General features: G+C 57.7%; 29 protein-coding genes and 1 pseudogene. 15 read left to right on the plus strand and 15 right to left on the minus strand.

Annotation, left to right across the window (positions count from 1 at the left end; genetic code table 11):
* Positions 1–23: 23 nt before the first annotated feature.
* Together ASB65_RS26440 and ASB65_RS26445 are read right to left on the minus strand one after the other, a co-directional pair.
* Positions 24–902, minus strand: a complete 879-nt coding sequence (locus ASB65_RS26440) for a sucrase ferredoxin (protein ID WP_153463928.1) — start codon at positions 900–902, stop codon at positions 24–26.
* Positions 903–908: 6 nt separating this feature from the next.
* A complete protein-coding gene (locus tag ASB65_RS26445) occupies positions 909–1,814 on the minus strand; it encodes a GntR family transcriptional regulator (RefSeq protein ID WP_080868751.1) in 906 nt (301 codons plus the stop codon).
* A 298-nt stretch (positions 1,815–2,112) separates the two neighbouring features.
* Between ASB65_RS26445 and ASB65_RS27935 the strand changes: the two are divergent.
* Positions 2,113–2,860, plus strand: a pseudogene (locus ASB65_RS27935) (IS5 family transposase).
* A gap of 242 nt (positions 2,861–3,102) precedes the next feature.
* On the opposite strand, the gene dsbG reads toward ASB65_RS27935, so the two are convergent.
* The 3 genes from dsbG to dsbD form a co-directional block, all read right to left on the minus strand.
* Complete coding sequence (dsbG, locus tag ASB65_RS26455; RefSeq protein ID WP_060725931.1) at positions 3,103–3,903, minus strand: thiol:disulfide interchange protein DsbG; 801 nt, start codon at positions 3,901–3,903, stop codon at positions 3,103–3,105.
* Positions 3,904–3,990: 87 nt separating this feature from the next.
* Complete coding sequence (locus ASB65_RS26460) at positions 3,991–4,599, minus strand: DsbA family protein (protein ID WP_060725932.1); 609 nt, start codon at positions 4,597–4,599, stop codon at positions 3,991–3,993.
* Complete coding sequence (dsbD, locus tag ASB65_RS26465; protein WP_060725933.1) at positions 4,599–6,419, minus strand: protein-disulfide reductase DsbD; 1,821 nt, start codon at positions 6,417–6,419, stop codon at positions 4,599–4,601. The genes ASB65_RS26460 and dsbD overlap by 1 nt, the downstream gene beginning before the upstream one ends.
* A 115-nt stretch (positions 6,420–6,534) precedes the next feature.
* Here dsbD and ASB65_RS26470 point away from each other — a divergent pair, with 115 nt between their 5' ends.
* From ASB65_RS26470 to ASB65_RS26480, 3 genes are all read left to right on the plus strand, one after another.
* Complete coding sequence (locus ASB65_RS26470) at positions 6,535–7,194, plus strand: response regulator transcription factor (protein WP_060726016.1); 660 nt, start codon at positions 6,535–6,537, stop codon at positions 7,192–7,194.
* A complete protein-coding gene (locus ASB65_RS26475; RefSeq protein ID WP_060725934.1) occupies positions 7,195–8,553 on the plus strand; it encodes an ATP-binding protein in 1,359 nt (452 codons plus the stop codon).
* Positions 8,554–8,756: 203 nt separating this feature from the next.
* Positions 8,757–9,347 (plus strand): L,D-transpeptidase, encoded by a 591-nt coding sequence (locus ASB65_RS26480; protein ID WP_236734523.1) that lies wholly within the window; start codon positions 8,757–8,759, stop codon positions 9,345–9,347.
* Between the two features lie 37 nt (positions 9,348–9,384).
* Here the strand turns inward: ASB65_RS26480 and ASB65_RS26485 are convergent, their stop codons facing one another.
* Complete coding sequence (locus ASB65_RS26485; RefSeq protein WP_060725935.1) at positions 9,385–10,296, minus strand: LysR family transcriptional regulator; 912 nt, start codon at positions 10,294–10,296, stop codon at positions 9,385–9,387.
* Between the two features lie 140 nt (positions 10,297–10,436).
* Here ASB65_RS26485 and ASB65_RS26490 point away from each other — a divergent pair, with 140 nt between their 5' ends.
* From ASB65_RS26490 to ASB65_RS26535, 10 genes are all read left to right on the plus strand, one after another.
* Positions 10,437–11,003 (plus strand): hypothetical protein, encoded by a 567-nt coding sequence (locus ASB65_RS26490; RefSeq protein WP_060725936.1) that lies wholly within the window; start codon positions 10,437–10,439, stop codon positions 11,001–11,003.
* Positions 11,000–11,251 carry an Atu4866 domain-containing protein gene (locus ASB65_RS26495; RefSeq protein WP_060725937.1) on the plus strand — a complete coding sequence of 84 codons (252 nt, stop codon included), beginning with the start codon at positions 11,000–11,002 and terminating at the stop codon, positions 11,249–11,251. Before ASB65_RS26490 ends, ASB65_RS26495 begins: the two co-directional genes overlap by 4 nt.
* A gap of 295 nt (positions 11,252–11,546) precedes the next feature.
* A complete protein-coding gene (locus ASB65_RS26500) occupies positions 11,547–12,551 on the plus strand; it encodes a helix-turn-helix domain-containing protein (protein ID WP_060725938.1) in 1,005 nt (334 codons plus the stop codon).
* A gap of 178 nt (positions 12,552–12,729) precedes the next feature.
* Positions 12,730–13,950, plus strand: coding sequence for an adenylate/guanylate cyclase domain-containing protein (locus ASB65_RS26505; protein WP_060725939.1), 1,221 nt, complete (start codon positions 12,730–12,732; stop codon positions 13,948–13,950).
* Positions 13,951–14,385: 435 nt separating this feature from the next.
* On the plus strand, positions 14,386–15,135 hold the full coding sequence (locus ASB65_RS26510; RefSeq protein WP_060725940.1) for an SDR family oxidoreductase: 750 nt from the start codon (positions 14,386–14,388) through the stop codon (positions 15,133–15,135).
* 58 nt (positions 15,136–15,193) lie between these two features.
* On the plus strand, positions 15,194–15,742 hold the full coding sequence (locus tag ASB65_RS26515; RefSeq protein WP_060725941.1) for a flavin reductase family protein: 549 nt from the start codon (positions 15,194–15,196) through the stop codon (positions 15,740–15,742).
* Between the two features lie 42 nt (positions 15,743–15,784).
* Positions 15,785–16,069 carry a DUF1330 domain-containing protein gene (locus ASB65_RS26520; protein ID WP_060725942.1) on the plus strand — a complete coding sequence of 95 codons (285 nt, stop codon included), beginning with the start codon at positions 15,785–15,787 and terminating at the stop codon, positions 16,067–16,069.
* Positions 16,070–16,169: 100 nt separating this feature from the next.
* Positions 16,170–16,496 carry a putative quinol monooxygenase gene (locus ASB65_RS26525; RefSeq protein ID WP_060725943.1) on the plus strand — a complete coding sequence of 109 codons (327 nt, stop codon included), beginning with the start codon at positions 16,170–16,172 and terminating at the stop codon, positions 16,494–16,496.
* Positions 16,493–17,332 (plus strand): oxidoreductase, encoded by an 840-nt coding sequence (locus ASB65_RS26530; RefSeq protein WP_060725944.1) that lies wholly within the window; start codon positions 16,493–16,495, stop codon positions 17,330–17,332. Before ASB65_RS26525 ends, ASB65_RS26530 begins: the two co-directional genes overlap by 4 nt.
* 70 nt (positions 17,333–17,402) lie before the next feature.
* A complete protein-coding gene (locus tag ASB65_RS26535; protein ID WP_060725945.1) occupies positions 17,403–18,173 on the plus strand; it encodes an SDR family NAD(P)-dependent oxidoreductase in 771 nt (256 codons plus the stop codon).
* A gap of 55 nt (positions 18,174–18,228) precedes the next feature.
* Here the strand turns inward: ASB65_RS26535 and ASB65_RS26540 are convergent, their stop codons facing one another.
* The 7 genes from ASB65_RS26540 to ASB65_RS26570 all read right to left on the minus strand — a co-directional run bounded on the left by ASB65_RS26540 (position 18,229) and on the right by ASB65_RS26570 (position 23,249).
* The gene (locus tag ASB65_RS26540) at positions 18,229–18,663 is read right to left on the minus strand and encodes a DoxX family protein (RefSeq protein ID WP_060725946.1); all 435 of its coding nucleotides are present in this window, start codon (positions 18,661–18,663) and stop codon (positions 18,229–18,231) included.
* A 183-nt stretch (positions 18,664–18,846) separates the two neighbouring features.
* Positions 18,847–19,623, minus strand: a complete 777-nt coding sequence (locus ASB65_RS26545) for an SDR family oxidoreductase (RefSeq protein WP_060725947.1) — start codon at positions 19,621–19,623, stop codon at positions 18,847–18,849.
* An 11-nt stretch (positions 19,624–19,634) separates the two neighbouring features.
* Complete coding sequence (locus tag ASB65_RS26550) at positions 19,635–20,081, minus strand: ester cyclase (RefSeq protein WP_060725948.1); 447 nt, start codon at positions 20,079–20,081, stop codon at positions 19,635–19,637.
* A 25-nt stretch (positions 20,082–20,106) separates the two neighbouring features.
* Positions 20,107–20,880 carry an SDR family NAD(P)-dependent oxidoreductase gene (locus ASB65_RS26555; protein WP_060725949.1) on the minus strand — a complete coding sequence of 258 codons (774 nt, stop codon included), beginning with the start codon at positions 20,878–20,880 and terminating at the stop codon, positions 20,107–20,109.
* Positions 20,881–20,952: 72 nt separating this feature from the next.
* Positions 20,953–21,561 (minus strand): NAD(P)H:quinone oxidoreductase, encoded by a 609-nt coding sequence (gene wrbA / locus ASB65_RS26560; protein WP_060726018.1) that lies wholly within the window; start codon positions 21,559–21,561, stop codon positions 20,953–20,955.
* A 168-nt stretch (positions 21,562–21,729) separates the two neighbouring features.
* Complete coding sequence (locus tag ASB65_RS26565; RefSeq protein ID WP_060725950.1) at positions 21,730–22,326, minus strand: NADPH-dependent F420 reductase; 597 nt, start codon at positions 22,324–22,326, stop codon at positions 21,730–21,732.
* A gap of 26 nt (positions 22,327–22,352) precedes the next feature.
* Positions 22,353–23,249, minus strand: a complete 897-nt coding sequence (locus tag ASB65_RS26570; RefSeq protein ID WP_060725951.1) for a pirin family protein — start codon at positions 23,247–23,249, stop codon at positions 22,353–22,355.
* 99 nt (positions 23,250–23,348) lie between these two features.
* Here ASB65_RS26570 and ASB65_RS26575 point away from each other — a divergent pair, with 99 nt between their 5' ends.
* Positions 23,349–24,263: a LysR family transcriptional regulator gene (locus ASB65_RS26575; RefSeq protein ID WP_060725952.1), complete on the plus strand. Its 915-nt coding sequence runs from the start codon at positions 23,349–23,351 to the stop codon at positions 24,261–24,263.
* Between the two features lie 324 nt (positions 24,264–24,587).
* On the opposite strand, the gene ASB65_RS26580 is transcribed toward ASB65_RS26575, so the two are convergent.
* Positions 24,588–25,205, minus strand: coding sequence for an exopolysaccharide biosynthesis protein (locus ASB65_RS26580; protein WP_236734521.1), 618 nt, complete (start codon positions 25,203–25,205; stop codon positions 24,588–24,590).
* Positions 25,206–25,207: 2 nt separating this feature from the next.
* Positions 25,208–25,519, minus strand: a complete 312-nt coding sequence (locus tag ASB65_RS26585) for a hypothetical protein (protein ID WP_060725954.1) — start codon at positions 25,517–25,519, stop codon at positions 25,208–25,210.
* Positions 25,520–25,827 lie beyond the last annotated feature (308 nt).

The raw sequence follows: 25,827 nt of genomic DNA on the forward strand, positions 1-25,827 counted from the left end.
CGGTTGGCCGAGGATTGCAACGTTCAGTCTTCGGCCAGAACAGATGTGGCGACCCACCGCACCACGTTTTTTGTGCCCTCAGGTTCGCCAATCGTGACGCAGCGCGTGTTGACCGCAAACTCCGGTCTCTCAACGGTTACATTGGCGCGTTGCATACCAATCGTTGCTCGGAAATGAACCTGCTCCGGGCTGGAGATTTCGCTCTCCGTTTTATGCAGTGTCAGCTCCCCTGTTATGCCGCGCTGTCCTGCCCATTCCAGTAGCGCAATTTCCGCCGTCTGTGTTGGCGCGTCGTAGGAAGGGTTGCCGCGATAGGCGGGCAGGTAGGGGGTGCCCTGTTCAAGGCAGCTGAGAAACTCGCCAACCTGTGATGGTTCCAGTCGGCTGTAACGGGCCCGTTGCGGTAAAACGACAAGCGAGGCGGCAAATCGGCATCCGCCGAGATGGGTAGATTGCAGGATACGGAAACGACTTGGGTCTGCCGCCTGCCGCAGGGCCTTCCATGTCGCGAAGCCGTAACGGGCGCAGCAAGGGTCCTGTTTGCCATCGGTGCAGCACACGATGGTCAAGCGTGGGTCATGTGTGCCGTCAAGCACGCCTCCACCGGCAATATGCAGCAGCAGCTGTTCGGCTTCCTCAGGCGTCACATGGTCTCTGACAATATCCTGATGCGTGAAGCCGATGTCGTCGCCATCAACCAGAGCGACGTGAATGCCCGCGGCATTGGCAGCCAGAATTGCCTGCCCGAGCCCTTCCGGCATATTTTTCGATTTGATGCGTGGCACTCGCCAGTCACCGCGCGGCCAATGCAGCAGCACATAGCTTTTTGACGATGGGCCAAGTCCAGATGCCGGTTCGCCGCGCTCAGCACACAGGTCACGGCAGAAGATACGTGCTGCCATCTGCGATCAATCACCCAGCCGGGCAGGGCGCGCCTCACCACTCGCAGAAGAACGGCTGAGATGGCGGAAGAGGATGGCCGAAGCCAGCTTGCGGTCATCGCTTTTGATGGCTTCGAGGATTGCCAGGTGGTCCCGTGCCGCTTTGCGTACGCCAGCTTCGCTTAGTTCAGCAAATTCGGCATATTCTGTCATGCGCCGAAGGCTGTTCTGACGGCGGATCGCCTGTTCGAGAAACCGGTTGTTGGCCCAGGAAACGACGGTTTCGTGGAAGCGAGCATTTGCCTCAAACCAGGCCGACCCTTCAATCGATGCTAAGGGAGCGTTAAGCAGTGCCGTCTGTTCACTTTCGAGCTCCAGCAGCATGTCCATGTCGACTCGGAATGTATCTTCCATGACGGCGCCGCATTCGATAATGGCGCGGAATGCATAACTTTCGTTGACCGCCTGCCGATTGTCGAGGCATTCGGCAAAACGCCAGCCGTGCCCTTCACGCCGTTCAGCCAGTCCTTCGGCCGACAGGCGCATCAGCGTGCGACGCACGACACCGCGTGACGTCCCGAAATGTTCAAGTAATTCGGTTTCGGACGCTTCGCTGCCGATCAGGCCGTTGGCTCTCGCGTGCATAATTTTCCGGTACAGCACATCGATCTCTGATGGTGGCACAATCTCCTCAAAGCGGTCATCTGCGGAAGGTACACGCACGAGGATGAAGCCGCGATTTTCGGTTTGCGTTACAACTCCCTTCTCAGCAAGGAATTGCAGTACCTGCCGAACAGGCGTACGCGAAATGCCGAATTCGCGGGCGAGAGCGGCGTCAGAAATTTTCCCTCCGATTGGCCACTTACCCGCACGGACAATGGGTATCAATTTGCGAACGACTTCAATCTGTAGAGGACTAAGAACGCCGTCCACGGCACTCGCTAAATTTGGGGCACCCTTTAGAATAGTCACTTCTTTATAAACCCAATCTATCAAATGATTTATGCGCGGCTATAATACAATTATCTAGTCATTTCGAAGCGAATAATTGGTTGTATCTTGCTTTTCGTCCTTTCACAATTTTCGGGAGCAGGTCGGGTAGGGTGGTGGTGCCAATCCGCTGTACACGCCCTGACAAACATACAGTCCGGACACACCAAGTCCTACGGTCAGGACCTATTGATTTTGGCAGCCACCGATGATTCAGGCTTCTGGAGAAGGAGCCTGACTGATGAGTAATTTATTTTGGCTGACGGACGAGCAAATGGCTCGTCTTCAGCCCTATTTCCCCAAGAGCCATGACCCTCAGCGCGTTGATGATCGGCGCGTTCTGAGTGGCACATCTTCGTCAACCGCAACGGTCTCAGGTGACGCGATGCGCCGAAGGAATAGGCCCGTCCAAGACGCTTTATAACCGCTGGAAACGTTGGGGTGACAAGGGCATCTTTCTCCAGATGATGGAAGGGCTGGCTGTGCCTGAAGCACCGGAGTGCAAGACGATCATGATCGACGCGACTTATCTCCAGGCTCACCGCACGGCTTCCGGCCTGTGGGTAAAAAGGGGGCGCGGGCCACCTGATCGGTCGCACGAAAGGCGGCATGAACACCAAGCTTCATGCCTTGACAGATGCCAGCGGCCGCCCGATCAGTTTCTTCATAACGGCAGGTCAGGTTAGCGATTATACCGGTGCTGCCGCCTTGCTTGACGAGCTTCCCAAGGCCAAATAGCTGTTGGCCGACCGTGGATACGATGCCGACTGGTTTCGTGACGGTTTACAAGCGAAGGGGATCACTCCCTGCATTCCGGGTAGGAAATCCCGGAACAAGAACGTCAAACACGACAAGCACCGCTACAAACGGCGCAACCGGATCGAGATCATGTTCGGGCGTCTCAAGGACTGGCGACGCGCTACGACAGGGGCCCAATGGCCTTCTTCTCCGCCATCGCTCTCGCTGCAACCGTCATCTTCTGGCTCTGATCAACGAGTCCTGAGCCTAACGATCATCTCGGCAACGCGTCAGAGCGCGTGTCCGAGACCGCATGCGCTGCCTGAACCGTCTGACTATACGGGCGCTCATGTTTTGTGCCTGTTCATGACCTGTCTCGTCGAAGTGGGCCGGGTTGGACGCAAGAGCTGCTGTTTCGATTCCCTTTTTTGGGTGTCCTTTTATCCTAGCGCGACGCGAGTCGATTTCTTAGCGCTACTGCAAGCCAACGATGCTACTGTTTCCCGAATATCATTTCGAGCGCCGCGTCTTCTGGCATTCCAGCGACAGTGCCGATACTGCCGTCAGCCTTTTTGAAAACAATCGCCGGAGTGCCGCCAAAACCCAACTCGGTCATCAGATTGGCATTGCTGTCGAGACTGGCCGCGGACTTCGCGCTGATCGCAGACGCGGGCTTGATTCCGCCGTCCCTGTGCTTCAACTCGTTTTCCGTCAGCGCGCCGGAAGGGGACTTCGCCTCGAGTATGGCGGCGGCCTTCGCAGGGGAATCCTGACGGATCACGCCGACCATGACGTGTCGCAACTGGACCTTTCCACTTTCGACCCAAGGCCGCGCGGCGTGCCAGAACTTGTTGCAGTACGGGCAATTGGGGTCAGTAAAGGTGTAGACGATCCTGGGCGCCTTCGCCTTGCCATCCGCAACCCATGTCGAACCCTCGAGCTGTTTCCAGCCGCTCTCAAGGATCGGTTTCTCGGCCAACGCCTTCAACTGTGCGGCAGCCATATTCTGGCCATCGGCATCCACAAGCGTGCCGACGACCACGTGCTTGTTATCCGGGGTCAGATAGATGGCAAGCGGCTGGGATCCGGCCTTCGCGGCGAAAGCCCGCAAGCCACCGGGCACGTCCATCTCACCGAGGATCTTCAATCCCTGAAGTTCGATGGACTTCAAAATCGGAGGCAGTTCCTTGGATACCTCCTGTGCCTGGGAGGGCACGGCCGTGACAGGACTCGCAACAAGCGTAATGAGGAGCGCGGAGATGCAGGCATGGCGCCTGTAGTTCACATTTATCATTGATGGGGTCCTTGTGTTTTAAATCAGGGTCAGCGCCCAACCTTAAGTGAGTATTAAGGCTCACCGCTCGCAGGTTGCTGCGCCAGGTCAGGCACGGGCGTTCCTGATAGCCTCCTTCAATCCCTTTTCATCGAGTACACCGGGATAGATCGTCTTTCCGATCACGAAGGAAGGCGTACCGACGAAATTGAAGGAGAGTGCCTGGTTGTAGTTACGATCGAGGATTCCGGAAATTTTCTTGTTATGCTTGTTCACGGATGCTGCGATCTCCTTCATCGTCAAGCCAACTCCCGTCAGAGCCTTTTCGACATCTTCTTCAGAAAGACGGGCTTTCGTCTTCATCAGGGCGTCCATGGCGACCTGGTATTTCCCGATCTGGGCCGCTCCCAGAACCGCCTGCGCGGCGAAGATCGATGCGCCGCCGAACACGGGCCAATCCTTCATGACGAGTCGGACATCGCCGTCAGCCGCAACCACCTTCTTCACCATGGCATGGGAACTCTTGCAGTAGGGGCACTGATAGTCGAAGAATTCCACAACGGTGACCTTGCCCTTGGGATTGCCCAGAACTGGCGCATCCTTGTCGTAGAATACGTCGTTCGTGCTCAACTGCCGTGCCTGACTTGTTTGTCCGGTAAGGAGTACTCCTCCTGCGGCGGCGATACCGCCTGCCAGGAAATCGCGCCTTGAATACATCAGAGTTCTCCGTGTTTGGCTTTGCGAGCGGAAGTGGCCAGATCGCGTATCGAGAATTCACCAACCAGCCTGGTTGCCGACGGCTCCCTGCGCTTGCTGTCGAGGAACACCATGGTCGGCGGACCGATCACCTTCAGAGCTGACAGTGTCGCCTGCTTGTCGGCATCAAGTTTCGTCAGGTCGAGGCTAACGAGGTTCAATCCGTTCACAGCCGCGATAACCTCGGGAGAAGTGAAATGTGAACGTTCGATCGTGCGGCATGTCACGCACCAGTCCGCCGTCACGTAAAGCAGCGTCGACTCGTGTCCGGGCGCGTCATCAATGCGGTCGCCGAGATCCGCAATGGAGGAAACCTTGGCGAAGTCTGCCTTGTCGATCGAGGCGATTGCTGCGGGTCCACCGGAGCCCGTCAGCGGCTTCAGCGGAGCCAGCGGATCCGTGGCGCCGAGGCCGAGCCCTACGAACAGCAGGCCAGCCCAGATTACGGAGGCCAGCCCGGTCGTGCGGGCAACCACCGTCATGCCCGATTGGGAGTGAGCGGCGGCCGCGCTGAAGGCAAACACCCCGAAAGAGAGAGCAACCAACGCCCAGCCGAGCAGAGCGACCTGTTCAGGGACAAGGGGTGTGGCCATCCAGAGGGCGGTCGCCAAAAAGGCGAAGCCGAAGAGCTGCCGCACCTTCTCCATCCACATCCCCGCACGGGGTAGGGCTTTTCCGCTCGCAGTCGCCATGACGATCAGCGGGATCCCCTTTCCGAGACCAAGCGCGAACAGGGCAGCGGCGCCGATCACGACGTCTCCGGTACGGGCGATATAGAGAAGTGCGCCGGCCAGCGGCGCGGTCACGCAGGGTCCAATGAGCAGCGCAGACGTGAAGCCCAGTGCCACTGCACCGGCGATGGTGCCCCGGCCCCTGGACGTCTTCCCGAACCGGGCTGAAATCGCGGAGGGGATCTGGATATGGAACAGGCCAAAATTCGACAGTGCGAGGATAGCGAACAGAATGCAGATCGCGCCGGCCGCATAGGTCGATTGCAACGCGATCTGCAGGTTTTGCCCGGACCAGGCGGCCGCCATTCCCAGTAGGCCGAACGCAATTGCGAGCGCCAGCACGTAGGAGGACGACAGCAGGAACCCGCGCCGGGCAGTCAGCCGTTCGCCTTCACGTGTGAGCATGGCGGCAACGATCGGATACATAGGGAAAACGCACGGCGTGAAGGCGAGGAGCAGGCCGAACCCGACAAAGCCGCCAAGCAGCAGGACCATTCCTCCGTCGGCAAGCATACGATCGACCGCGGTCCGGGCATGTTCGTCGGACAGGGAGAAATCGTTTTCGGCATCGATCTCGGAGAATGTGGCCGAGGTTTGCCGGGCAGGGGCGAAACCGCTTGACGAGAAGATCCTGCCATCCTCGACGGACAAGCTTGCGAGATCGACGGTCTTAGTGGTTGGCGGATAGCAAAGCCCTTTGTCCTGGCAACCCTGATAGGTCACGCGGAATTTCTGTGGTGCGCCGGGCAGCGACGCAGTGGCGGATGAATAGTAGATTTCTGTCGAGCCGAAGTTTGGGTCGTCCTTCATCGTGCCGGGAATAGTCTGCAGCTCCAGCCTGCTCCCGTCTTCGTTCTCGGCACTCAGATAATCACGGTAGAGATAGTAGCCGTCCAGGATCTGCCAGCGAATTACAGCTCTGCCGTCCTCCTCGCGTTCGACGGTTGCCTTGAAGGCCTGATCCATTTCCAGTGGCTTTTCGATTGCTGCGGCCGGAGAAACCGCCGACAGCATCGTCAAGATCGCAAACGCGATTGCGATTATCCTCATCCGCCATATCCTCTCGTCTGCTCGTTTCCTGTGGGAAGAGATCCGGCAGGCAGCTTAAGGCAGGCTTAAGGTGAAGTTTGCAGTAGGACGATGAGCAGGATGCGTGGAGGCACAGTTGCGAATACTGATAGTAGAAGATGATCCAATCCTGCTGGATGGCTTGAGCGAAGGGCTGAAGCTGAGTGGTTTCGTGGCCGATGGCGTGGCGACGGCCGCTGATGCCACTGAAGCCCTGAGGACCGATCGGTTCGATGCCGTCGTCCTCGATAGAATGCTTCCAGATGGTTCGGGATTGGATGTTCTGAGCAGCATCCGCCGGGCAGGCAACCGCATCCCCGTATTGCTTCTGACCGCCAAGGATGAAGTCGGAGACAGGATCGACGGTCTGGATGCAGGCGCAGACGACTATCTCGGAAAGCCCTTCGACCTCGATGAGGTCGCAGCACGCCTAAGGGCGATCACACGCCGCGCTGGGGGCCGGGCGAGTGCGACGATCCAGGTTCGCGAACTGACACTGGATCCGGCTTCGATGCAGGTCAGCCGAAACGGTATGGAAGTCAGCCTGTCGCGCCGCGAGTTCTCCATCCTTCACGCCCTTATGGAAAGTCCGCAGGCCATCCACTCCAAGCAGTCCCTGGAGGAGCGTCTGTATGGCTGGCAGGAGGACGTGGAGAGCAACACCATTGAGGTGCACATCCACAAGCTACGGGCTAAGCTCGGCAGCAGTGCCATCGAGACCGTCCGGGGTGTCGGTTACAGGCTGGGGGTGGTTTAGATGCGCTCGATACGTCTGCGCTTGTTCGCAATCCTGCTCGTGGCAACTGGAGCCGTCTGGCTGCTCGCGGTCTTCTGGACATATTCCAGTGTGCAGCATCAGGTTGAGCGGGTTCTCGATGCGCGATTGACTGAAGCGGCAAGAATGGTGAGTTCTTTGATCACCGACCACCATATCGATGTCGCGGCTGCCGTCGACAGTATCCGGACAAGTGACGTCGGCCAGTCGTTCGAACTACAAAGCGACTATCGTCGACAGCTATCCTGCCAGATCTGGTCGCTTGAGGGAAAACTCGTCAGCCGATCCGAAAGCGCACCAACGGAAACCTTGACGGAGAACCGCGATGGGTTCAGCGAAACGATTGTGGATGGTGTTCGATGGAGGGTCTTTGCAGTCGTTAATCAGAGCCTCAACGTTCGTGTCCTTGTGGGAGACAGTGTAGAGATCCGTGACAGGTTGGTGGCGGATGTCGTCAAAGGGCAACTCGTTCCAGCCGTTGCCATTCTCCCGGTATTGGCCCTCCTGATCTGGCTAAGCGTTGCGCAGGGGCTCGGTCCTCTCAACCGAATTGCAACATCGATCAGCACCAGATCGGCCGAGGAACTGCATGCTATCGAGCAGAAGAATGTGCCAAGCGAGATCAAGCCACTCCTAAAATCTCTGAACTTGCTTTTCCATCGAGTTGAAGCAGCCCGGGAAAGAGAAAAGACTTTCATTGCCTATGCGGCACATGAACTGAAAACGCCGCTAGCAGGGCTAAAGACACAGGCGCAGGTAGCATTGCGCAGCAATGAAACAGGGGTGCGCGAGAAGGCATTGGCCCAAATTTCGACGAGCGTTGATAGAACCAGTCGTCTGGTTCGGCAACTTATCGACCTGGCCTCCGTTGACTCAGCCGAGCGGAGCGATGACGTGCAGATGGCAGCTCTCGCAACCATTCTGGCGGATACGCGTGCCGATCTTGAGGGTTTGGCAAACAAGCGATCGATCTCGATCGAGGTCAGCGCGCCGCGCGGGGAGATCGTTCCCGTGAAAAACATCAATCTGCTGCGCCTTGCGCTACGAAATGTGATGGAAAACGCTGTTCAGTATTCGCCCTTGAATTCTAGTGTAGACGTGCGAATTCAAGATAGAGAGGCCTCACTCGACATCGAAGTGATTGATCGTGGTCCCGGCATAGATTTGGTAGATCAGGCAGACGTGCGGGAGCGGTTTAAACGCGGTCGCTTGTCTTCAGCCGACGGTAGCGGGCTCGGTCTCGCAATTGTGGATATGGCAATGAGGAAGCTTGGGGGAGATCTGCTTTTCGACGGCTCCGCAGACGAATTCAAAGTTGTCCTGTCGTTCCCGAGATCCTGACAAGTCGGCGCCTCTGTAGCCTTAAGCCCGCCTTAAGGTACGAAGACCAAATCGGCGAGGTGACACCAACCTTTCTTTCCGCAGGTCTTCTCGTGATTCGTAAATCCCCGTCCGCAAGCAAGTCGATCGCTGTCGCCGTGTCTCTAGTCCTCTCTGCATGCGCAAGTAACGATGATCGAACATCCGGAGCTACGCCCAGGGTCATGGAGACGCCTGTCAGTCGCCAACCTGCCCAATCACTTGGATCTGATCCGGTCCAGATGTACGGCGAGAAAACTGACGCCGGATTTCGCGTCGTGGGACTTGCCGCGGAGAAAATGAATCCGCAGTTCGTAAGGCAGATCGTAAGTTTTGAGACCGATGAGAAGCCGGGCACGATCATCGTCGACCAGACAGAGCGGTTCCTTTATCTTGTCCAGTCGGATGGAAAGGCGATCCGCTATGCCGTAGGAGTTGGGCCCGTCGCTCGCGGCTTCGATGGAGGCGATGCCGTGATTGCCAGAAAGGCAGCCTGGCCACGGTGGATACCCACACCTGACATGGTCAAAAGAAACCCGGCGCATTATGGCCCCCACAAGGATGGTGTCGATGGCGGCCCACGGAACCCAATGGGTGCGAGGGCTCTCTACATGCACAAGGACGGCAAAGACACCTACTATCGAGTCCATGGCACCAACGATCCGAACTCGATCGGAAAAGCCGTATCCGCTGGCTGCATTCGTCTTCTGAATCAGGATATTATGGATCTTTACGAACGCGTCGCTCCGGGCGCACGGATAGTGGTCAAGACTTAACTGCCGTTTCAGGTTCGCATAGAATTGCGCCACCGGCTCAGTTCCGCGCGGTACCAACAGATAGTTTGTATGAGCGAACATGGTCGATGAGCGCACGCAGCTTGGGTGCCATATTGCGGCGATTTGGAAAATAAAGGAAGAACCCCGGAAAGGCGGGCAGGTACTCGTCCAAAGTGGTGACCAACTCGCCGCGATCGATGTATGGGCGAAACGTCTCTTCAAGCGCAAATGTGGTTCCGCCGCCCGCAAGCGCAGTCCGGATCATCAAATACAGATCGTTCGTGGTGATTTGCGGCTCGACGGCGACGTCGAAAGGGATGCCATCTTCCTCGAACTCCCATCGATACGGCGCAGCACTTGGAGACGGACGCCAGCCGATACAGCGATGATGTACGAGGTCCCGGGGGTGGCGGGGCGTTCCATGGATATCGAAATATCCCGGCGTCGCGACGACCACTTCTCGCTCTTCTTTGGTGAGCGGTACTGCGACCATATCCTGTTCGATCACATCGCCCAACCGGACCCCCGCGTCGTAGCCGGCTGCTACGATGTCGAAAACGTCGTCGGTCACCGTGACGTCGATCGTGATGGCGGGATGGGCTTGCGCGAATGACGCGATCAGTGGGCCGGACAGGAATTGTTCCGCAATCGAGGTGACAGCGATCCGAAGCAAACCGCTGGGCCTTGCGTCGCCTGCGACATCCTCGAATGCCGATTTCACGTCGGCCATTGGCTGAGACAGCTTTTCACGGAAGCGGTTGCCCGCCTCCGTCAACCGCACACTGCGCGTGGTACGGCTGACTAGCGCAATGCCGCAAATATCCTCGAGCCGTCTGATCGCCTGGCTAACGGCCGAGCGTGTGACGCCAAGGCGATCAGCGGCCGCCCTGAAATTCCCCTCCTCGGCGACGGCCAGAAACATCGGCACCAGGTTTAAATCGATTGTCATTGTCGTGTCCTGTTAACCAATCTCGTTAGCGATGAGGGAATACAGGCGACAATCGAATTTGTCTACCTATTGCCCATAGCCGACCGGTCAGACCGGCAGCTGGCAAACAAGCACAACCGATCATCGAAGGAGATATTTCCATGACAAACATCAAGATTACACTCGCAGCAGCTTTGGCTCTCGGGATCTGCGCCGGACCCGTCGCTGCACAGGACAGCTCCTGCCCCCGGGAAGGCGCCGAAGCTCCTCTCGCACTCCATGCGGACTGGATCATGAAGGGCTGGGAGCGACATGAAGGCGATGGCAAATTCGTGTTCGCAGAAAAGCTGAACAAGTATTACGATCTGGAAAACACCAAGGGGGTTTTCTACGACAATTTTGCGCCTGGTAGCACACAGCTCTTTGACAATTCGGCTCGCTACGGCGCCAACTGGGAGGCGTTGCAAAACGCCGCTCGATCCGTTCGGCACGGGTTGACCGGAGGCCATGACGTAATCGTCGGCGACAGAGTTGCTTCGACCACTCTTGGCTTCGTTGGCCGCATTGATCGTCTTGACGGCAAGGTGATCGCTTTTGACGGACGCTCGCAGCTGGGCTGGCAATGCACTGATGGTAAATGGAAGATCCGACAAGAACTGAATTACGCATGGGTCGTCGAACCCGAAACAATTCAGTCTTTCCTCGGCAAGACGGAGGCAGCACAATGACGACCGCAACGCCCTCACACCCTTATGTCGGCATGTGGGAGACCGCAGACGGTCGTATCCGGCACCAGTTGCTCCCTAACGGCCGCTACGACGAGGCACGTGGCCGACGCGAAAGTGCCTATCAAGGACGATACGAGGTGTCGGGAGACCACATCGAATACTGGGATGATACCGGCTTTACTGCCGACGGCGATTTTGTCGATGGCGTCTTGTACCACGCGGGAATGGTTCTCTATCGCAAGCAGTAATCGAACACCACGCCGGCAATGTCCATTGCCGGCGTGGTCCGCCTCGCTCGATGTGATCATCGTCGCGATCGCAATGGGCGATTTTCGCTGAAATAGAGTCCTGTTCGCCTGAGGCAGCCGCGCTCCCTCGAGCGCTACCAGGGAATGGTGCGCCTTGATTTAAATTTCTGTGTGAAGAAACCAAATGCTGCATTGCATCATTGGTGGTGGTTGTGGGCGAAGATTTGAACGAGAAATGTTCCGTTCAATCCTTAGGTAGCCCAAGCTCTCATGCCGTTTTCAGAAAGGGTCCCCATTGGAAACCATTGAACAATCCCGTCAAAAAAATAGGCCCTCTGTCCCGGCCGTTACTGGAAAAACCACGCAGCGACGGGCACTTATGCCCGAAATGGAAAAGGTTATTGCTAGTCCCGAGCGGACGTCCCCGCTCGGACTTGAACAGTATATAGCGGGTCGCACTCTTGTCAGTGGCGATAGTCCGGCTTGGAATGACCTGTTCGTAAAGCTCTATTCCCGTCTTAATAAGCAGGAACCCTTTATCGTTCCCGCTGTGGCGGAACCTCTCGTCGTGTGGGTGATGTCTGGAGAAGCGGTAGTCGAGGAACGAGACCTTGATGGAGACTGGGTCGCCAACACAGTCAACGTGGGCGATTTTTTCTTAACCCGCACACCTACGCCCTACGAGATGCGCTGGCGCGCGATCGGTGACGCTCCGTTTCAGGTGATGCACCTGTATCTCTCGGTTCCGCTTTTCGAGCGTGTTGCCCACGATATTTTGGGTTGCGCTGCTCCGCCGGAACTACGCGACATTTCCGGCGGGAAGGACACGCAGCTGTCTCACCTCCTGGCGCTCGTTCATCAGGAGCTGACGGCAGAAGGAATGGGAAGCCAGCTGTTCATCCAAGGCCTCGCGCAAAGCCTCGCTGTCCACCTGATCCGGAACTATGCGTCCGGTGAAGCTGCCGAGGATCGGCAGAACGCGCTTTCCGGGTTCAAGCTTCGGCGTGCGGTCGCCTATCTGGAAGAGCATCTGGCCGAACCGTTCAATCTGGCCCAACTCGCCGAGACGGTCGGAATGAGCGAATTCCACTTCAGCCGTCTATTCAAAAAGGCTACGGGCCTCTCTCCGTCACGCTATTTTATTCGCCAGCGCGTGGCGCGCGCGCAACTGCTCCTTCAGGAAACGGACACCAGCATTATCGAGATCGGCATGTCCGTCGGCTATTCAAGCCCGAGCCACTTCGCCCAGGTCTTCCGTCGCGAGAGCGGTCTTCCGCCGAGCCACTATCGGCGAGGATAAAGTTCGGCCAGCCCGAGCAAAATCGCGACAGCGCTCGCGGTTCGAATGATCGGATGTAGAGCCCACTACGGGATGAACGAAGCCTTTGGTCGTTTAGGGGGGATAGCTAAAAACCCTTGTTTTCATTCACTTTAGCACGCACAGTGAGGCACAACGGCACGCGAAAGTTTCCAGAGGCATGACTGACGACGACATAGAGAGGATTTCCGCCTGGGTAGCTCACCAAGGGCTTCGAGGAGCAAGCGAGTCCATGTTGCTCGGTGGCTTTTGTGCAGCATGCCGCGACGCCGGTTTACCACTTGACCGCAGTCTTGCTCTTATTGACACGCTTCACCCGGTCCACGAGGGGCGCGCCTTTCGATGGGATAGTCAGCAAGTGGTGGAAACAGAATTCGAGTACGGTCCCAGTAGTTCCGGAGACGCGTTGGAAAACTGGAAACGCTCAGCTTTCTATTATCTGTGGGCAGGAGAGGTTTCCGAAATCCGACGTCGTATCGGACTAGGCGATCCGGCCGACTTCGCAACGTTGGATGATATGCGTAGCTCTGGTCACACGGACTTCGTTGCCTTTATCCATAGGTTTGAAAAACAGGGAACCATCGGCGAGATGGACTGCTTTTTCTCGCACTTCGCCACACGTGATTCCGCCGGCTTTTCTGATCTCGATCTTCAGAACCTTCGCAAGCTTCTGCCGGTTCTGGCTTTGGCAATCAAAAGCACTGCGCTTGCACGGATTGCGAGGACGATTGCCGAGGTCTATCTCGGGCACGACGCGGCACGGAAAGTCTTTGAAGGTAAAATCAACCGTGGTTCGGCGGAACGCATATCCGCAGCCCTGTGGTTCTCGGACCTCGCAAATTATACAAGAATTTCTGCTACAGTAGCGCCTGAAGAGATCATTCCTCTCCTGAATGATTACAGCGATGCTGTGATCTCGGCCGTCCATGAGGCTGGCGGGACGGTGCTGAAATTAATCGGTGATGGCGTCCTGGCAATTTTCAGGGCGGATCGACAGGTCGACGCCTGTGACGCCGCTTTGCAAGCCGAAAGCCTTCTTCGCCTGAGGCTTGAAACCCTTACTGGCAAGAGAACATCGGAAGGCCGCCCCACTACGGAAGTCTGTCTCGGACTACACATCGGTGATGTTTTTTACGGGAATATCGGAAGCGAGGATCGGCTTGACTTCACCGTGATAGGTCCCGCCGTGAACGAGGTAAGCCGCATTGTTTCGATGTGCCGGTCTCTTGATGTAAACCTGCTGACCTCTTCCAATTTTGCAGACTGTATAGAGGGGCGTGATCGTCAGCGTCTCGCATGCGTAGGCCGGTTCGCACTAAAGGGAGTTGAAGGGGCGCAAATGCTTTACACGCTTGATACTCCCTACTACGCCCTCGGCTGAAAGAGCGTCTCCGATCCCCCTTAGCTCCGTTGGCACGCTCGCATTCGCAGTTCGAGCGATAGACGCATGGATCCGTCGTAGTCTGTGTCGTCTCGTCGCAAAATGGAAAATTTCTGGAAGCGTATGATGGGCGCCAGCTTCCAGATGACTTTGATCGGCCTCGGCAAAAGGTGACAGCGCGCCTGGCAGCAGCCGCATTCTGGTTTACGTCGGAGTCAACGATGACTTTCGGCTAGCCCAGCTTGTCCGTTGCGAAACTGGACTGCCGCCCGGTCACTATCATCGAGGCTAGTTTTTGACCTCTCGGCGTTTTGAGCAAGATCGCGACAGGTCGAGCAAGGGCCCGAGAGAAGAACGGCGATCGAAGGCATAGTTTCATCCTTGTCAAAACGAAACGCCCACCGCGGTGGTGGGCCGCAGACAAGGAGTAAAGAAATGACCAATCTCAACGGAAAGATCGCACTGGTCACCGGCGCATCGAGCGGCATTGGCGCTGCTACCGCTGTCAAGCTTGCTGAAGCCGGTGTGAAGGTCGGTATCGCAGCCCGCCGCACCGAAAAACTGGAAGATGTCAAAAAACAGATTGAAGCCAAGGGTGGCGAAGCTCTCGTAATCGAAATGGACGTCGTAGACACCGCCTCTATCGAAGCGGGCGTCAAGAAGCTCGTCGACGCCTATGGCTCAATCGACATCCTGGTCAACAATGCCGGCCTTATGCCGCTTTCCGATATCGACCAGTTCAAGGTGGACGAGTGGAACCGGATGGTCGACGTGAACGTGAAGGGCCTGCTCAACACGACAGCGGCCGTCCTGCCGCAGATGATCAAGCAGCACTCCGGCCACATCTTCAACATGTCCTCGATCGCGGGCCGCAAGGTGTTCAAGGGTCTCTCGGTCTACTGCGCGACCAAGCATGCAGTCACGGCCTTTTCTGATGGCCTGCGCATGGAAGTCGGGCAGAAGCACGGCATTCGCGTGACCTGCATCCAGCCAGGCGCCGTTGCCACGGAGCTCTACGATCACATCACCGATCCGGTCTACCGCAATCAGATGGACGAGCTGGCAAGCCAGATGACCTTCCTCCAGGGCGAGGATATCGGCGACACCATCGTGTTCGCTGCCCAGGCTCCGTCGCATGTCGACGTCGCCGAGCTGTTCGTCTTGCCAGTGGAACAGGGCTGGTAACCAGCTGGCCCGAACCGGTCCCTGTCAGTCACAGGGACCACTTCAAGGGAGATTGGAAATGAAGGAGATATCCGCAACCCAAACCTATCGCATCCTGGAGCCTGGCCCAATTGTCATGGTGACGACCAGCGATAAGGGAAAGCCAAATGTCATGACCATGGGCTTTCACATGATGATCCAGCACGTGCCACCGCTGATCGCCTGCGTGATCGGTCCTTGGGACCACAGTTACGAGACGCTCAAGGATACCGGCGAATGCGTGATCGCCGTGCCGGGCCTGGACCTCGCCGAAACTGTTGTCGATGTCGGCAACTGCTCTGGCGATCGGGTCGACAAGTTCCAGCGCTTCGGCTTGCAGAGCCGCAAAGCCAAGGACGTATCCGCGCCTCTCATTGCCGACTGTCTGGCCAATATCGAGTGTGAGGTTATCGATCGACGCAATGTCGACCGATACAACCTGTTTATTCTGGAAGCCAAACGACTGTGGATCAACGAGGGCCGAAAGGAACGACGAACCCTGCATCACAGGGGCGATGGTTCATTCACGGTCGACGGCGGCACACTCGACCTCAAAGACCGCATGGTCAAATGGCGCGCCCTTCCGTGAGGCGGTGCGCCTTCATCCAATCTATATTCAAGGAGAAATAACATGTCTGCCTATCTCGTCGTTGACCTCGACATCCACGATATGCCGTCGATCGAAGACTACCGGTCCAAGGCTTTGCCGCTTGTCGCAAAAGCCGGCGGCCGTCTGATCGCGCTCGACGCGGAGCCGCTCGGGTTTGAGAATTGGGAATCGACCAACATGCTGATCATCGAATTTCCGAATAAGGAAGCCATCCGTCAGCTGTTCGCATCCCCGGAATATGCGCCCCTCGCTGAACAGCGACAGGCTGCGGCCGCATCGCGCATTATAGCGATCAAGGGTGTCTGAAAAGAGCAAGATTACGACAGCTCCCGCAAAGGCGCGGCAGATCTTTTCCAGGTATGCCCTCACTATACGGGTGTTGCCCTAACCGAGAAGGAGCCCTGAAATGGCTGACCTCACCAATGTGGCCTACTTCACTGCGAAGCCGGGCCGCTCAGGAGATCTGGGGGACGAACTGCTTCAGCTCGTCGCTCCGTCCCGCAAGGAGGAAGGCTGCCTACGCTACGAGATCCACCAGTCCAATGACGTTCCCGACGCGTGGATGGTGCTCGAAGACTGGCGGCACGCCTCCGACTTCGAACTGCATATGAGCACGCCTTACGTCGAAGCCTTCATGGCGAAGGTTCCGAACCTGTGCGTTGAAGACGTGGAAATCTGCGGATACCAGCAACGGTCGCCGCAGGCCTTAAACAGAAAGGAGTATATGAAATGAGCACGCAAAACCCTAAAGTGTGGCTCGTAACCGGATGCTCTACAGGCTTCGGTCGCTACATCGCAGAACACCTGCTGGAAGCCGGTGAAAAGGTCGTGGTGACGGCTCGCAAGACTGACAGAATCGCGGATCTTGAGCAGAAGGGCGATGCCCTGATCCTTCCACTCGACGTGATCGACCGGGAACAGTGCCAGACGGTGGTCGACGCCGCGGAAGCACATTTCGGTCGGATCGACGTCCTGATCAACAACGCCGGGATCGGTTTCTTCGGTGCGATCGAGGAAACTGATGAAGAGAATGCCCGTCGCCTGTTCGACGTCAATTTCTTTGGTACTGCCAACACGATCCATTCGGTGCTTCCGCATATGCGCGCCCGCCGCAGTGGTACGATCGTCAATCTGACATCGATCGGCGGCCTGGTTGGCTACACGGGCGTGGGCTACTACTGCGCAACAAAATTTGCGGTGGAAGGATTGTCGGACACGCTTCGGAAAGAAGTCGCTCCTCTCGGCATCAATGTCATGACGGTCGAGCCGAGCGCCTTCCGGACGGAATGGGCAGGCTCGTCAAACGAGGTCTCCGCATCCATCGACGACTACGATGGCACAGCAGGCGAGGCACGTCGGGCTTACCATGCATCGGTAGGCAAACAGGCTGGCGATCCGGCGCGTGCAGCGAAGGCCATCCGGGAAGCCGTGCTGGCTGAGCAGCCTCCGCACCATCTTCCCCTCGGCAATGACGCCGCGGACGCAGCCCTGAAGAAGGCGGATGACCTGAAGGCAAACGTTGTTGCCTGGGAAGCCTTGTCTCGTTCCGCCGACTTCCCGGCTGACTGAACCAATCCAATCAACCCAACACGAAACCAACACTACCGGGGCTTCGCCACGGAGATTGAAGGAGTGTGTCATGTCAAAGCGATTTGAAGGAAAAGTAGCAATCGTAACAGGCGGTGGTTCCGGTATCGGCGCCGCCATCGCCAACAGGCTTCTTGTGGAAGGAGCATCCGTTATGATCTCCGGCAGGACGGAGAAGCGGTTGTCGGACGTTGCCTCTAAGATGCCGGCCGACCGCAGTGGCATCTTTGTTGCAAATGTTTCCTCACGGCCGGACTGCGACGCCCTTGTCGCAGCGACGGTCGAACGGTTCGGCCGCATCGACACTGTTGTCAATGCTGCGGGCATGAATCTTGTCGGCACCATCGAGGAGACTAGCGATCAGGATTGGGACGAATGCATTGCCTCGGACCTTTCCGGCGTCTTTTACATGAGCCGTGCCGCGGTTCCGCATCTGAAGGAGACCAAGGGTTCGATCGTCAACATCGGCTCCGTCTCATCCCTTGGTGGCGGCTGGAGCCATGCGGCCTATAATGCTGCAAAGGGTGGGGTTGCAAACCTGACCCGCTCAGCAGCCTGCGACCTCGGCAAGTTCGGCGTCAGAGCAAACACAGTGGCACCTGGACTTACTGTAACGGGAATGGTGGATGCCATCATGGATGATGAGGCCCTTCTCGAGAAAGCCTGGGACCGGATTCCCTTGAGGCGGGCAGGCCAACCTGAAGAGATTGCCTCGGCGGTCGCTTTCCTTGCAAGTGACGAAGCTGCCTGGATCACTGGGATCGTCCTGCCGGTCGATGGGGGCCAGACCTGCACGGACGGCGGCCCGGAATGGGGTAAGTAAAAACGCGAGAAGCCCGGACCATGGCCCGGGCTTTTCTTTCGATCGGGTGCTTCGCTTAGCGACGGGCGTCGAGGCTGTAGCGGCCCGCGCCGAACGCGACGACCTGCAGCAGACCGCCGGCCATTGCGATGTTCTTGAAGAAGTGGATGAACTGGTTCAGGTCGCTGAGGTTGTTGTGGAACGTCAGGGCCGTGGCAACGCTGAACAGGGCAAGGATCAGGGCGACGATGCGGGTCTGGAAGCCGAGGATCAGGGCAATGCTGCCCAGGATTTCGGTCACAACGGCTGCGCCGTAGGACAGGGGCGGGAAGGGCAGGCCGACCATATTGATATAGCCGATCGTGCCGGCCGGGTCGGAAATCTTGCTGATGCCGGACAGAAGAAAGATCGCTGCCAGAAGAACACGGCCGGCAAGGGGTGTTACACCGTGAACGAGGGCAGACTTGGAAAGGGCTTCAGCGCGCTGGGCGATTGCTTCGGAATAAGACATGACGTTTCTCCTTGATTTGTGGGGCGTAGCCACCGTGGCTGCGTCGTGAGGAGAAATTGCCACCGAACGATCGAACGAAAAAGCTGGATAATTTCGGAGGTAATCGTCGAAAAATTCGAACGATCGGGACAAAGAAAAACCCGCGCTTTTGAGGGCGCGGGTCCGACTGGAGGGTCGTGGAATTCAGATGACGGAAAGAAGCCCTCCGTCTACCAGCAGTGCGGTGCCTGATACGTAGCTCGACAGGTCGGAGCCAAGGAACGCGACAGCGTCGCCGACTTCTGCCGGTTTTCCAAGACGCCGCAACGGGGTTCTCTGGCGAAAGCCCTCGGAGGCCTGAGCAATACCGGGGCTCGTGCGAAGGAGCTCAGTGTCAATGGTGCCGGGTGCTACCGCGTTGACGCGGATGCCGTCCGGGCCAAGAGCATCGGCGAGCGACTTCGCCATCAAAACCACGCCGCCCTTGCTTGTCGAGTAAGCGACTGTGATGCCAGCGCCAGAAATCCCGCCCATGCTGGCCATCAGGACAATGCTGCCCTGCTTGCCCAGCGCCTTCATCTGACGGGCAGCTGCCTGGGCGCCGAATAGCGGGCCATCCAGATTGACCGACATCAGGCGGCGGTAATCGTCTTCTGGAACATCTGCGCCGTCTGTCTTCAGGGTGATCCCGGCGTTGGCGACCATGACATCGACGCCGCCAAATTCCTCGGCCGCCGCGACCAATGCGTCGTTGTCAGCTTTGCGACTTACGTCAGCCTTCACGAAAATCGACTGGGCGCCGAGCTTGCGAATTTCAGAAGCGGTGGGTTCGCCGCCTTCACGCGGCGCTTCGACGACATCAGATACGATGACTGCCTTGGCGCCATGTTCGGCAGCCCGGATGGCGATCGCACGGCCAATGCCGCTCGATGCGCCGGTGACGATGACGACCTTGTCGTCGAGAATGTTAGTCTTGGTCATGACATCCGCCCTTAAACTTCAGGGATTTTCGGCGCCGAAGGAGGCAGGGCGTCTAGCTGCTGCAGAAGGTAATAGAGGTTGGCGACGCCCCAGTGTTCTGCGATCTTGCCATCGCGGATGCGCATGGCGTCTACGGTTTCGAACTTGACCTTGCGGCCGGTTGGTTCGATCCCGAGGACAACGCCCTCGTGGGTGCCGTGATAGGTCTTGAAGGTCGTGACGATATCGCCGTCGACTGCCTGCCAATGGATCTCGGCATGGAAGTCGGGGAAGGCTTCGCGCAGAGCATGATAAAGGCGACGTGCGCCCTCCTTGTCTGGCGTTCCACCCGGTTGCGGTGTGTGGTCGAGGAAGTCATCGGCGAAGAGCTCGTCGAAAAGTTCGAAGTTGCCGCCGGACTGCACTTCCAGTGTGTTGCGGCGGACGAGTGATTTGAGTGCTTCGTGTTGTTCTGACATGGGATGATCCTTTCGAGGTTCGTTGTCAGAGTTCAAATCCACCGATCGTCATGCCACCGTCGACGGTCAGCATGTGTCCGGTGACATAGGAGGCGGCGTCGGACGCGAGCCAGATCGCAGCTGCTGCAATCTCCTCAGGCTTGCCGCCACGTTTGGCGGGAATGGCGTTTTGAGCGAGTGCGGCAAAGGCGGGGTTCTGCTGGCTGTTCGCCGCCACCATCGGCGTTTCCGTCCAGCCAGGAGCGATTGCGTTTACGCGAATGCCATGCGCTGCATTTTCCATTGCGACGACGCGCGTCAAGCCTTGGACGCCATGCTTGGAGGCGGCGTAGGCGCTCATACCGCCAGGCCCCGTCAAAGCCGCAACGGACGCCGTGTTCACGATCGCGCCGCCTCCGCTTCGTTTCATCAGCGGGATTTGGTATTTCATTCCCAGAAAAACACTCTGCAGATTGACGGCAATGACCCGCTGGAAATCTTCCAATGGGTAGTCTTCGATCCCCTTTGCCGGACCGGTAATGCCGGCATTGTTGAAGGCGGCATCCAGACGACCAGACGTGGAGCTGATTTGCTCTATCCATCCCGCGACCTGAAGTTCGCTGGAGACATCGAGCTCCGTCGTAAATACCCGGCCATATTCGGCGCGAACCAGATCTGCGGTTTCCGCCAGACCTTTGGCGTCCCGATCGGCAAGGTGTACTGTCGCTCCCTCACGGGCGAGACCGAGAGAAATCGCCCGCCCGATCCCGGAACTTGCGCCCGTAATTGCGACGACCTTGTTTGAGAATAGCGCAGACATAACTTCTCCGTGCCAGCCGATCGCAATCGGCTGGTCTGGTTGGAGGAAAAAGTGGGAGAGAGTTGTGTGGCGTTACCCGCGAGCTGCGACGAGGGCGGCGGCCGTGCGGGCGACAATCTCGCCCTGATGGAATGCACCGGCGAGATCGATCTGCGAAGGCTGGCGTGACCCATCGCCACCGGCCACCGTCGTTGCCCCATACGGAGCGCCGCCAACAATCTCTTCACTGCTCATCTGGCCCTGGTGGCTATAGGGCAGGCCGACGATGATCATGCCGAAGTGCATGAGGTTGGTGATGATCGAAAACAGGGTGGTTTCCTGTCCGCCGTGCTGGGTGCCCGTCGAGGCGAATGCTGCACCCACCTTGCCGTTCAAGGCACCCCGAGCCCACAGGCCACCAGCCTGGTCGAGGAAAGCCGCCATCTGCGAGGACATGCGGCCAAAGCGAGTGCCGGTACCGACGATGATCGCGTCATAGTCGGCGAGTTCCGCTATCGTTGCAATCGGTGCCTCCTGGTTGATTTTGAAATGGGACTTTTCGGCAATTTCGAGCGGCACGGTTTCCGGCACACGCTTGATCGTAACGTCGGCGCCGGCGCTTCTTGCGCCTTCAGCGATTGACCCTGCCATCGTTTCGATGTGGCCGTAGGACGAGTAATAAAGGACAAGAACCTTGGTCATTTTGGACGCTCCGTTGGAGTGGTTGAGTTCGATGGAGGCAAGATCGGCTTTTTCATCATTCGATAAAAGCTGCATAATTTGATCCATTACGTTCGATTTTATCGACCGTTTGCGGTATTGGAAATTCCATCTTGGCCTGCCGCCTGAACGCTGTTTTATGGAGCGAGCTCAGTCCTTCAGCAGGGTGAGCGCCACAAGCGGCTGTCCGAAATGCTGAAGAGAACCGGAAGCTTCGAAACCGCCAAGATCGACGGGCGCGAAACCCAAACGAGCGATCAGGCCCGCTACCTTCTTGCTGGCCTCCAGAGAGTTACCTGACAGGAAGAGTACACGCTTTCCACCTGATTTGACCGGGTCGGCGGCGAGCACGGCGGCCGGGAGGGTGTTGAACGCTTTCACAAGCTGAGCGCCAGGGAAAAAATCCGAAACGACTTCCGATGACAGCCGACCGCCGAGGTCACGGGGCTTGAAAGCAGGAAAGTCGATCGCGTTCGTAGCATCGACGATGGTACGGCCTTCCCACGCTGTCTTTTTCTTCGCGATTTCTGGAACGGCATCATACGGAACTGCCAGAATAACGACGTCCGACTGAAGAGCCTGGTCGAGCTCGACCGCCTTGACGGTGCTGCCAAACTTGTCTGTGATGGGAAGGAGCGACGCCGGACCGCGAGTATTGGCAATAACTGCGTCAACGCCTGCGTCGTGGAAGCGCTCAGCAAGTGCAGAGCCGATAGCACCAGAACCGATGATTGCATAAGTCGTCATGGTAGTTCTCCTTGTTTTAATGGATATCAGTTGAAGTTTTCAGGAAGGGGGATGAACTCATCGTCGCCTGGAACACCGGGGAATTGTCTCTTGCGCCAAAGATCGGCGGCGTGTCGAATGCGCTCCTGATCCGTGGCAACGAAATTCCAGCGGATGAACCGCTTTTCGGGGAGTGGTTCGCCTCCGAAAGCAAGAAACCGGGCAGACTCGATTGCCTTGACCACGATTTCCGCTCCCGGTTTGAAGACGATCAGCCGATCCGGCCCGTACGCACCGTCCTGGCCGACGACCTCGATCGTGCCGGTCACGACGAAAATTGCTCGCTCGATATGCTCCGCATCGATGCGGTAGCGCGCTCCTGCTTCCAGCTGGATTTCTGCCGAAAACAGATCGGAAAAGGTAGTGGTCAGGGAGTGCCGGCCGTGTAGCGCGCCAGCGAGAAGCTTCATGTTGATGCCTTCGCCGTTGATTGTCGGCAACTCACTGGCTCCCAGATGCTGAAAGAGCGGTGCAGTCTCTTCGGACTGCTTTGGAAGTGCGATCCAGCTTTGCAAACCGGATAGTTTACCGCCGTCTTTGCGAACGTGCTCCGGCGTGCGCTCTGAATGGACGATGCCAGCACCGGCCACCATGAGATTGACCTCACCTGGGCTGATTGACTGCACATAGCTCTCGCTATCGCGGTGCAATAATTCGCCCTCAAGAAGATAGGTGAGGGTCGACAGACCGATATGGGGATGGGGGCGCGTGTCGATCCCCTCTCCAGCACCAAATCGAACCGGCCCGAAACTATCGAGGAAAATGAAAGGGCCGACCATCTGACGCATAGCGGCAGGAAGAGCGCGGCGGACGGAGAACCCTCCGAGGTCACGGGTCGAGGGCAGTATGACCTGTTCGATGTCAGCGTTTGACAAGTAAGACATTGTCTACTCCGTCGTTGAATTTCGATGAGAGGAAGGTAGACCCCTTGGACATTTCGGAAAACTCAGATAATTTCGGCGAAAACGTTCGAGGAATTAGAAATGTCAGATCCCGGCCAGCCAACACTGGATCAGCTCAAAGTTTTCATCACAGTCGTCGAGGCCGGCAGCTTTGCGGCCGCGTCAAGGAAGCTCAACCGCGCCACGTCGGTAATCAGCTACACGATCGCCAACCTCGAAGCGCAGTTGGGCGTCACGCTCTTCGACCGACTGTCCACGAAGAAGCCGCAGCTGACATTGGAGGGGAGAACTGTCCTCGCCGAAGCCAAGAGCGTTGCCCATGGCATCGACAATCTTCGAGCCAAAGTAAAAAGCATGCTCCGCGGTGTGGAACCAGAGGTCCACTTAGCGCTCGACGTCATGCTCCCTGCCGCCCGCGTCATGGACGCGTTAAAAGCGTTTCGAAAAGAATTTCCGAGTGTATCTCTTCGCCTCTATGTCGAAGCATTGGGTGCGGTTACGCAGATCGTGCTCAACCGTACAGCGGCGATCGGCATCAGTGGGCCGCTCGACGTCGAAATCGCCGGACTCGAGCGCATCGGTGTGGGCTTCGTAAGACTTATCCCCGTCGCGTCGCCGGATCATCCGTTGGCGGGCGGATCCCATCCTCCGGGCGCGGCACGGGGCCATATTCAACTGGTCCTTACTGACAGATCGCCCCTCACACAGGGCCATGAGTTTGCAGTTGTGGGCAATCACACGTGGAGACTTGCTGACCTCGGCGCCAAGCACATGCTGCTCAAAGAAGGCATCGGCTGGGGCAATATGCCGGAACCGATGGTGCGTGACGATATCGAAGCAGGTCGTCTGGTGCAGCTGGATCTTCCGGACTGTAAAGGCGGACCTTACCGACTACAGGCCGTCTATCGCACCGATACACCGCCAGGACCGGCTGCCCGCTTTCTGATCGACCATTTCCAGAGCCAGGATATCGATGATCCGATAGCGGCTGGTTGAACAATTGCAAAAACGCGAGCGGTTTTTTGGCGAGTCTCGATTCAGGCGATCGCCAAGCTGGGCGGATTGATCATTCAGAGGGCACGATAGCGCGGCGACTGTTTCAACGGCGGCTGCTGACTGGCAGTTCTAAAGAGGGCACGCCCGTTGAGCGCCGTCGGCGATGGTTACGCGGACATAGGGAACGCCTCGTCATTGCCTGTTTTGATCCAACCGCGGTTATCTCTGAGATTGCTTGCGCGTCTGGTATCGATGTCTCGCCGTCACGCTCCACCATGGCTTGGAGCGCACAGGACCGTGCCACTGACAAGTGGCAACCCAGGTTCAAATCCAGGGAATAAGCCCGGCTGCAGCGTAGAGAATTGCACCTGTCACAGCCAGTGCGATCAGGGTCATGCAGAGGCCGAGTAGAACCACGAGCCCGTCACGCTCGATCAGGCCGATGGCGATGACACACAGTGCCGCGACAGGGGCGAGATTTCCAAACGGGATCGGCAAAGCGACGGCGACGGCAAGGCAGAAGACCGGAAGCCCAAGCAGGTAGGGCATGCGTGGCCCGGTAAAGGTCACCAGCCGACCCGTCCGGACAAAATACTCGATCTTGCGGATCATTGGCGATGCATACCGCTCAAGCGCCTCGAACGCATTCGCTGATATGCGTCGATCGGCAAGGGCGGCTGGCAGCCACAGCGATTTCAATCCGATCGCGAACTGAAGTGAAACGATCGCTAGCGCAGATCCGAACACCATTCCGAAAGGGCCCGGAATCGGGATCAGCGCCGGCAGCGCAAGAAGCAGCATGACGAAACCAAAGCCGGATTTTCCCATTAGGTGAAGGGCTTCTGCGATCGTTAAGCCCTCTCGGCTTTGTGCTTCTGTCACAAGCCGGGACAAGGTCGTGGATGCTCTGCTCTTCACGTGCTTGCGGCCCGGCGTAATCAAGGTCAGCCTTCCGCCTCGTGGGTACCTGGCGCGCCCAAAAGTCCACGAAGCGTGCGACAGTTCAGATCTTCGCTATCAAAAAGCTGCTCTGGTGGGGTCCAGCCGGTAGAGATGCCGATAACCGTGGCAATCGCCCAACCTGGCTCGTTGCCGGCCTTTTCGATGAGAGCCGGCACCTGAACGGCAAGGCATTGCTGCGACTGCTGCACGATCTGGACAGGCGCATTTGCACGTTCGAGATTTTGCCGCATCTCGGAATGAAGCGGATCGACTACGAAGAGTGTGAAGATCCAGGCAACGATATCTGCAATCATAGTCTAGCCCCGTGGGTTGCGGCATCTGTCGGTTTGAGGTCCGACATCGTGAAAGCGCCGAGGACTGTCACCAGAGGGGCCCGGACCAGCGGGTCGATCAGGATTTGGGAAGCGAAGCGGCTGAATTCAAGACTGCCACGCTTCTTGATGGCGTAGGTCGTTCCGGGTCACGTTTGATCTTAACCGTCGCTCGACGCACAACGGCCTGCCGGCGTCGATCCTGGACAGCGAGATTGCTGCTGTTCAGCAGGTCCGCCGCAGTGTATCCGACGCGGATATTCGCGCGTTTTCAGCGAGCCTACGCGACC

This window comes from Agrobacterium tumefaciens str. B6, assembly GCF_001541315.1.
Taxonomy (GTDB): Bacteria; Pseudomonadota; Alphaproteobacteria; order Rhizobiales; family Rhizobiaceae; genus Agrobacterium; species Agrobacterium radiobacter.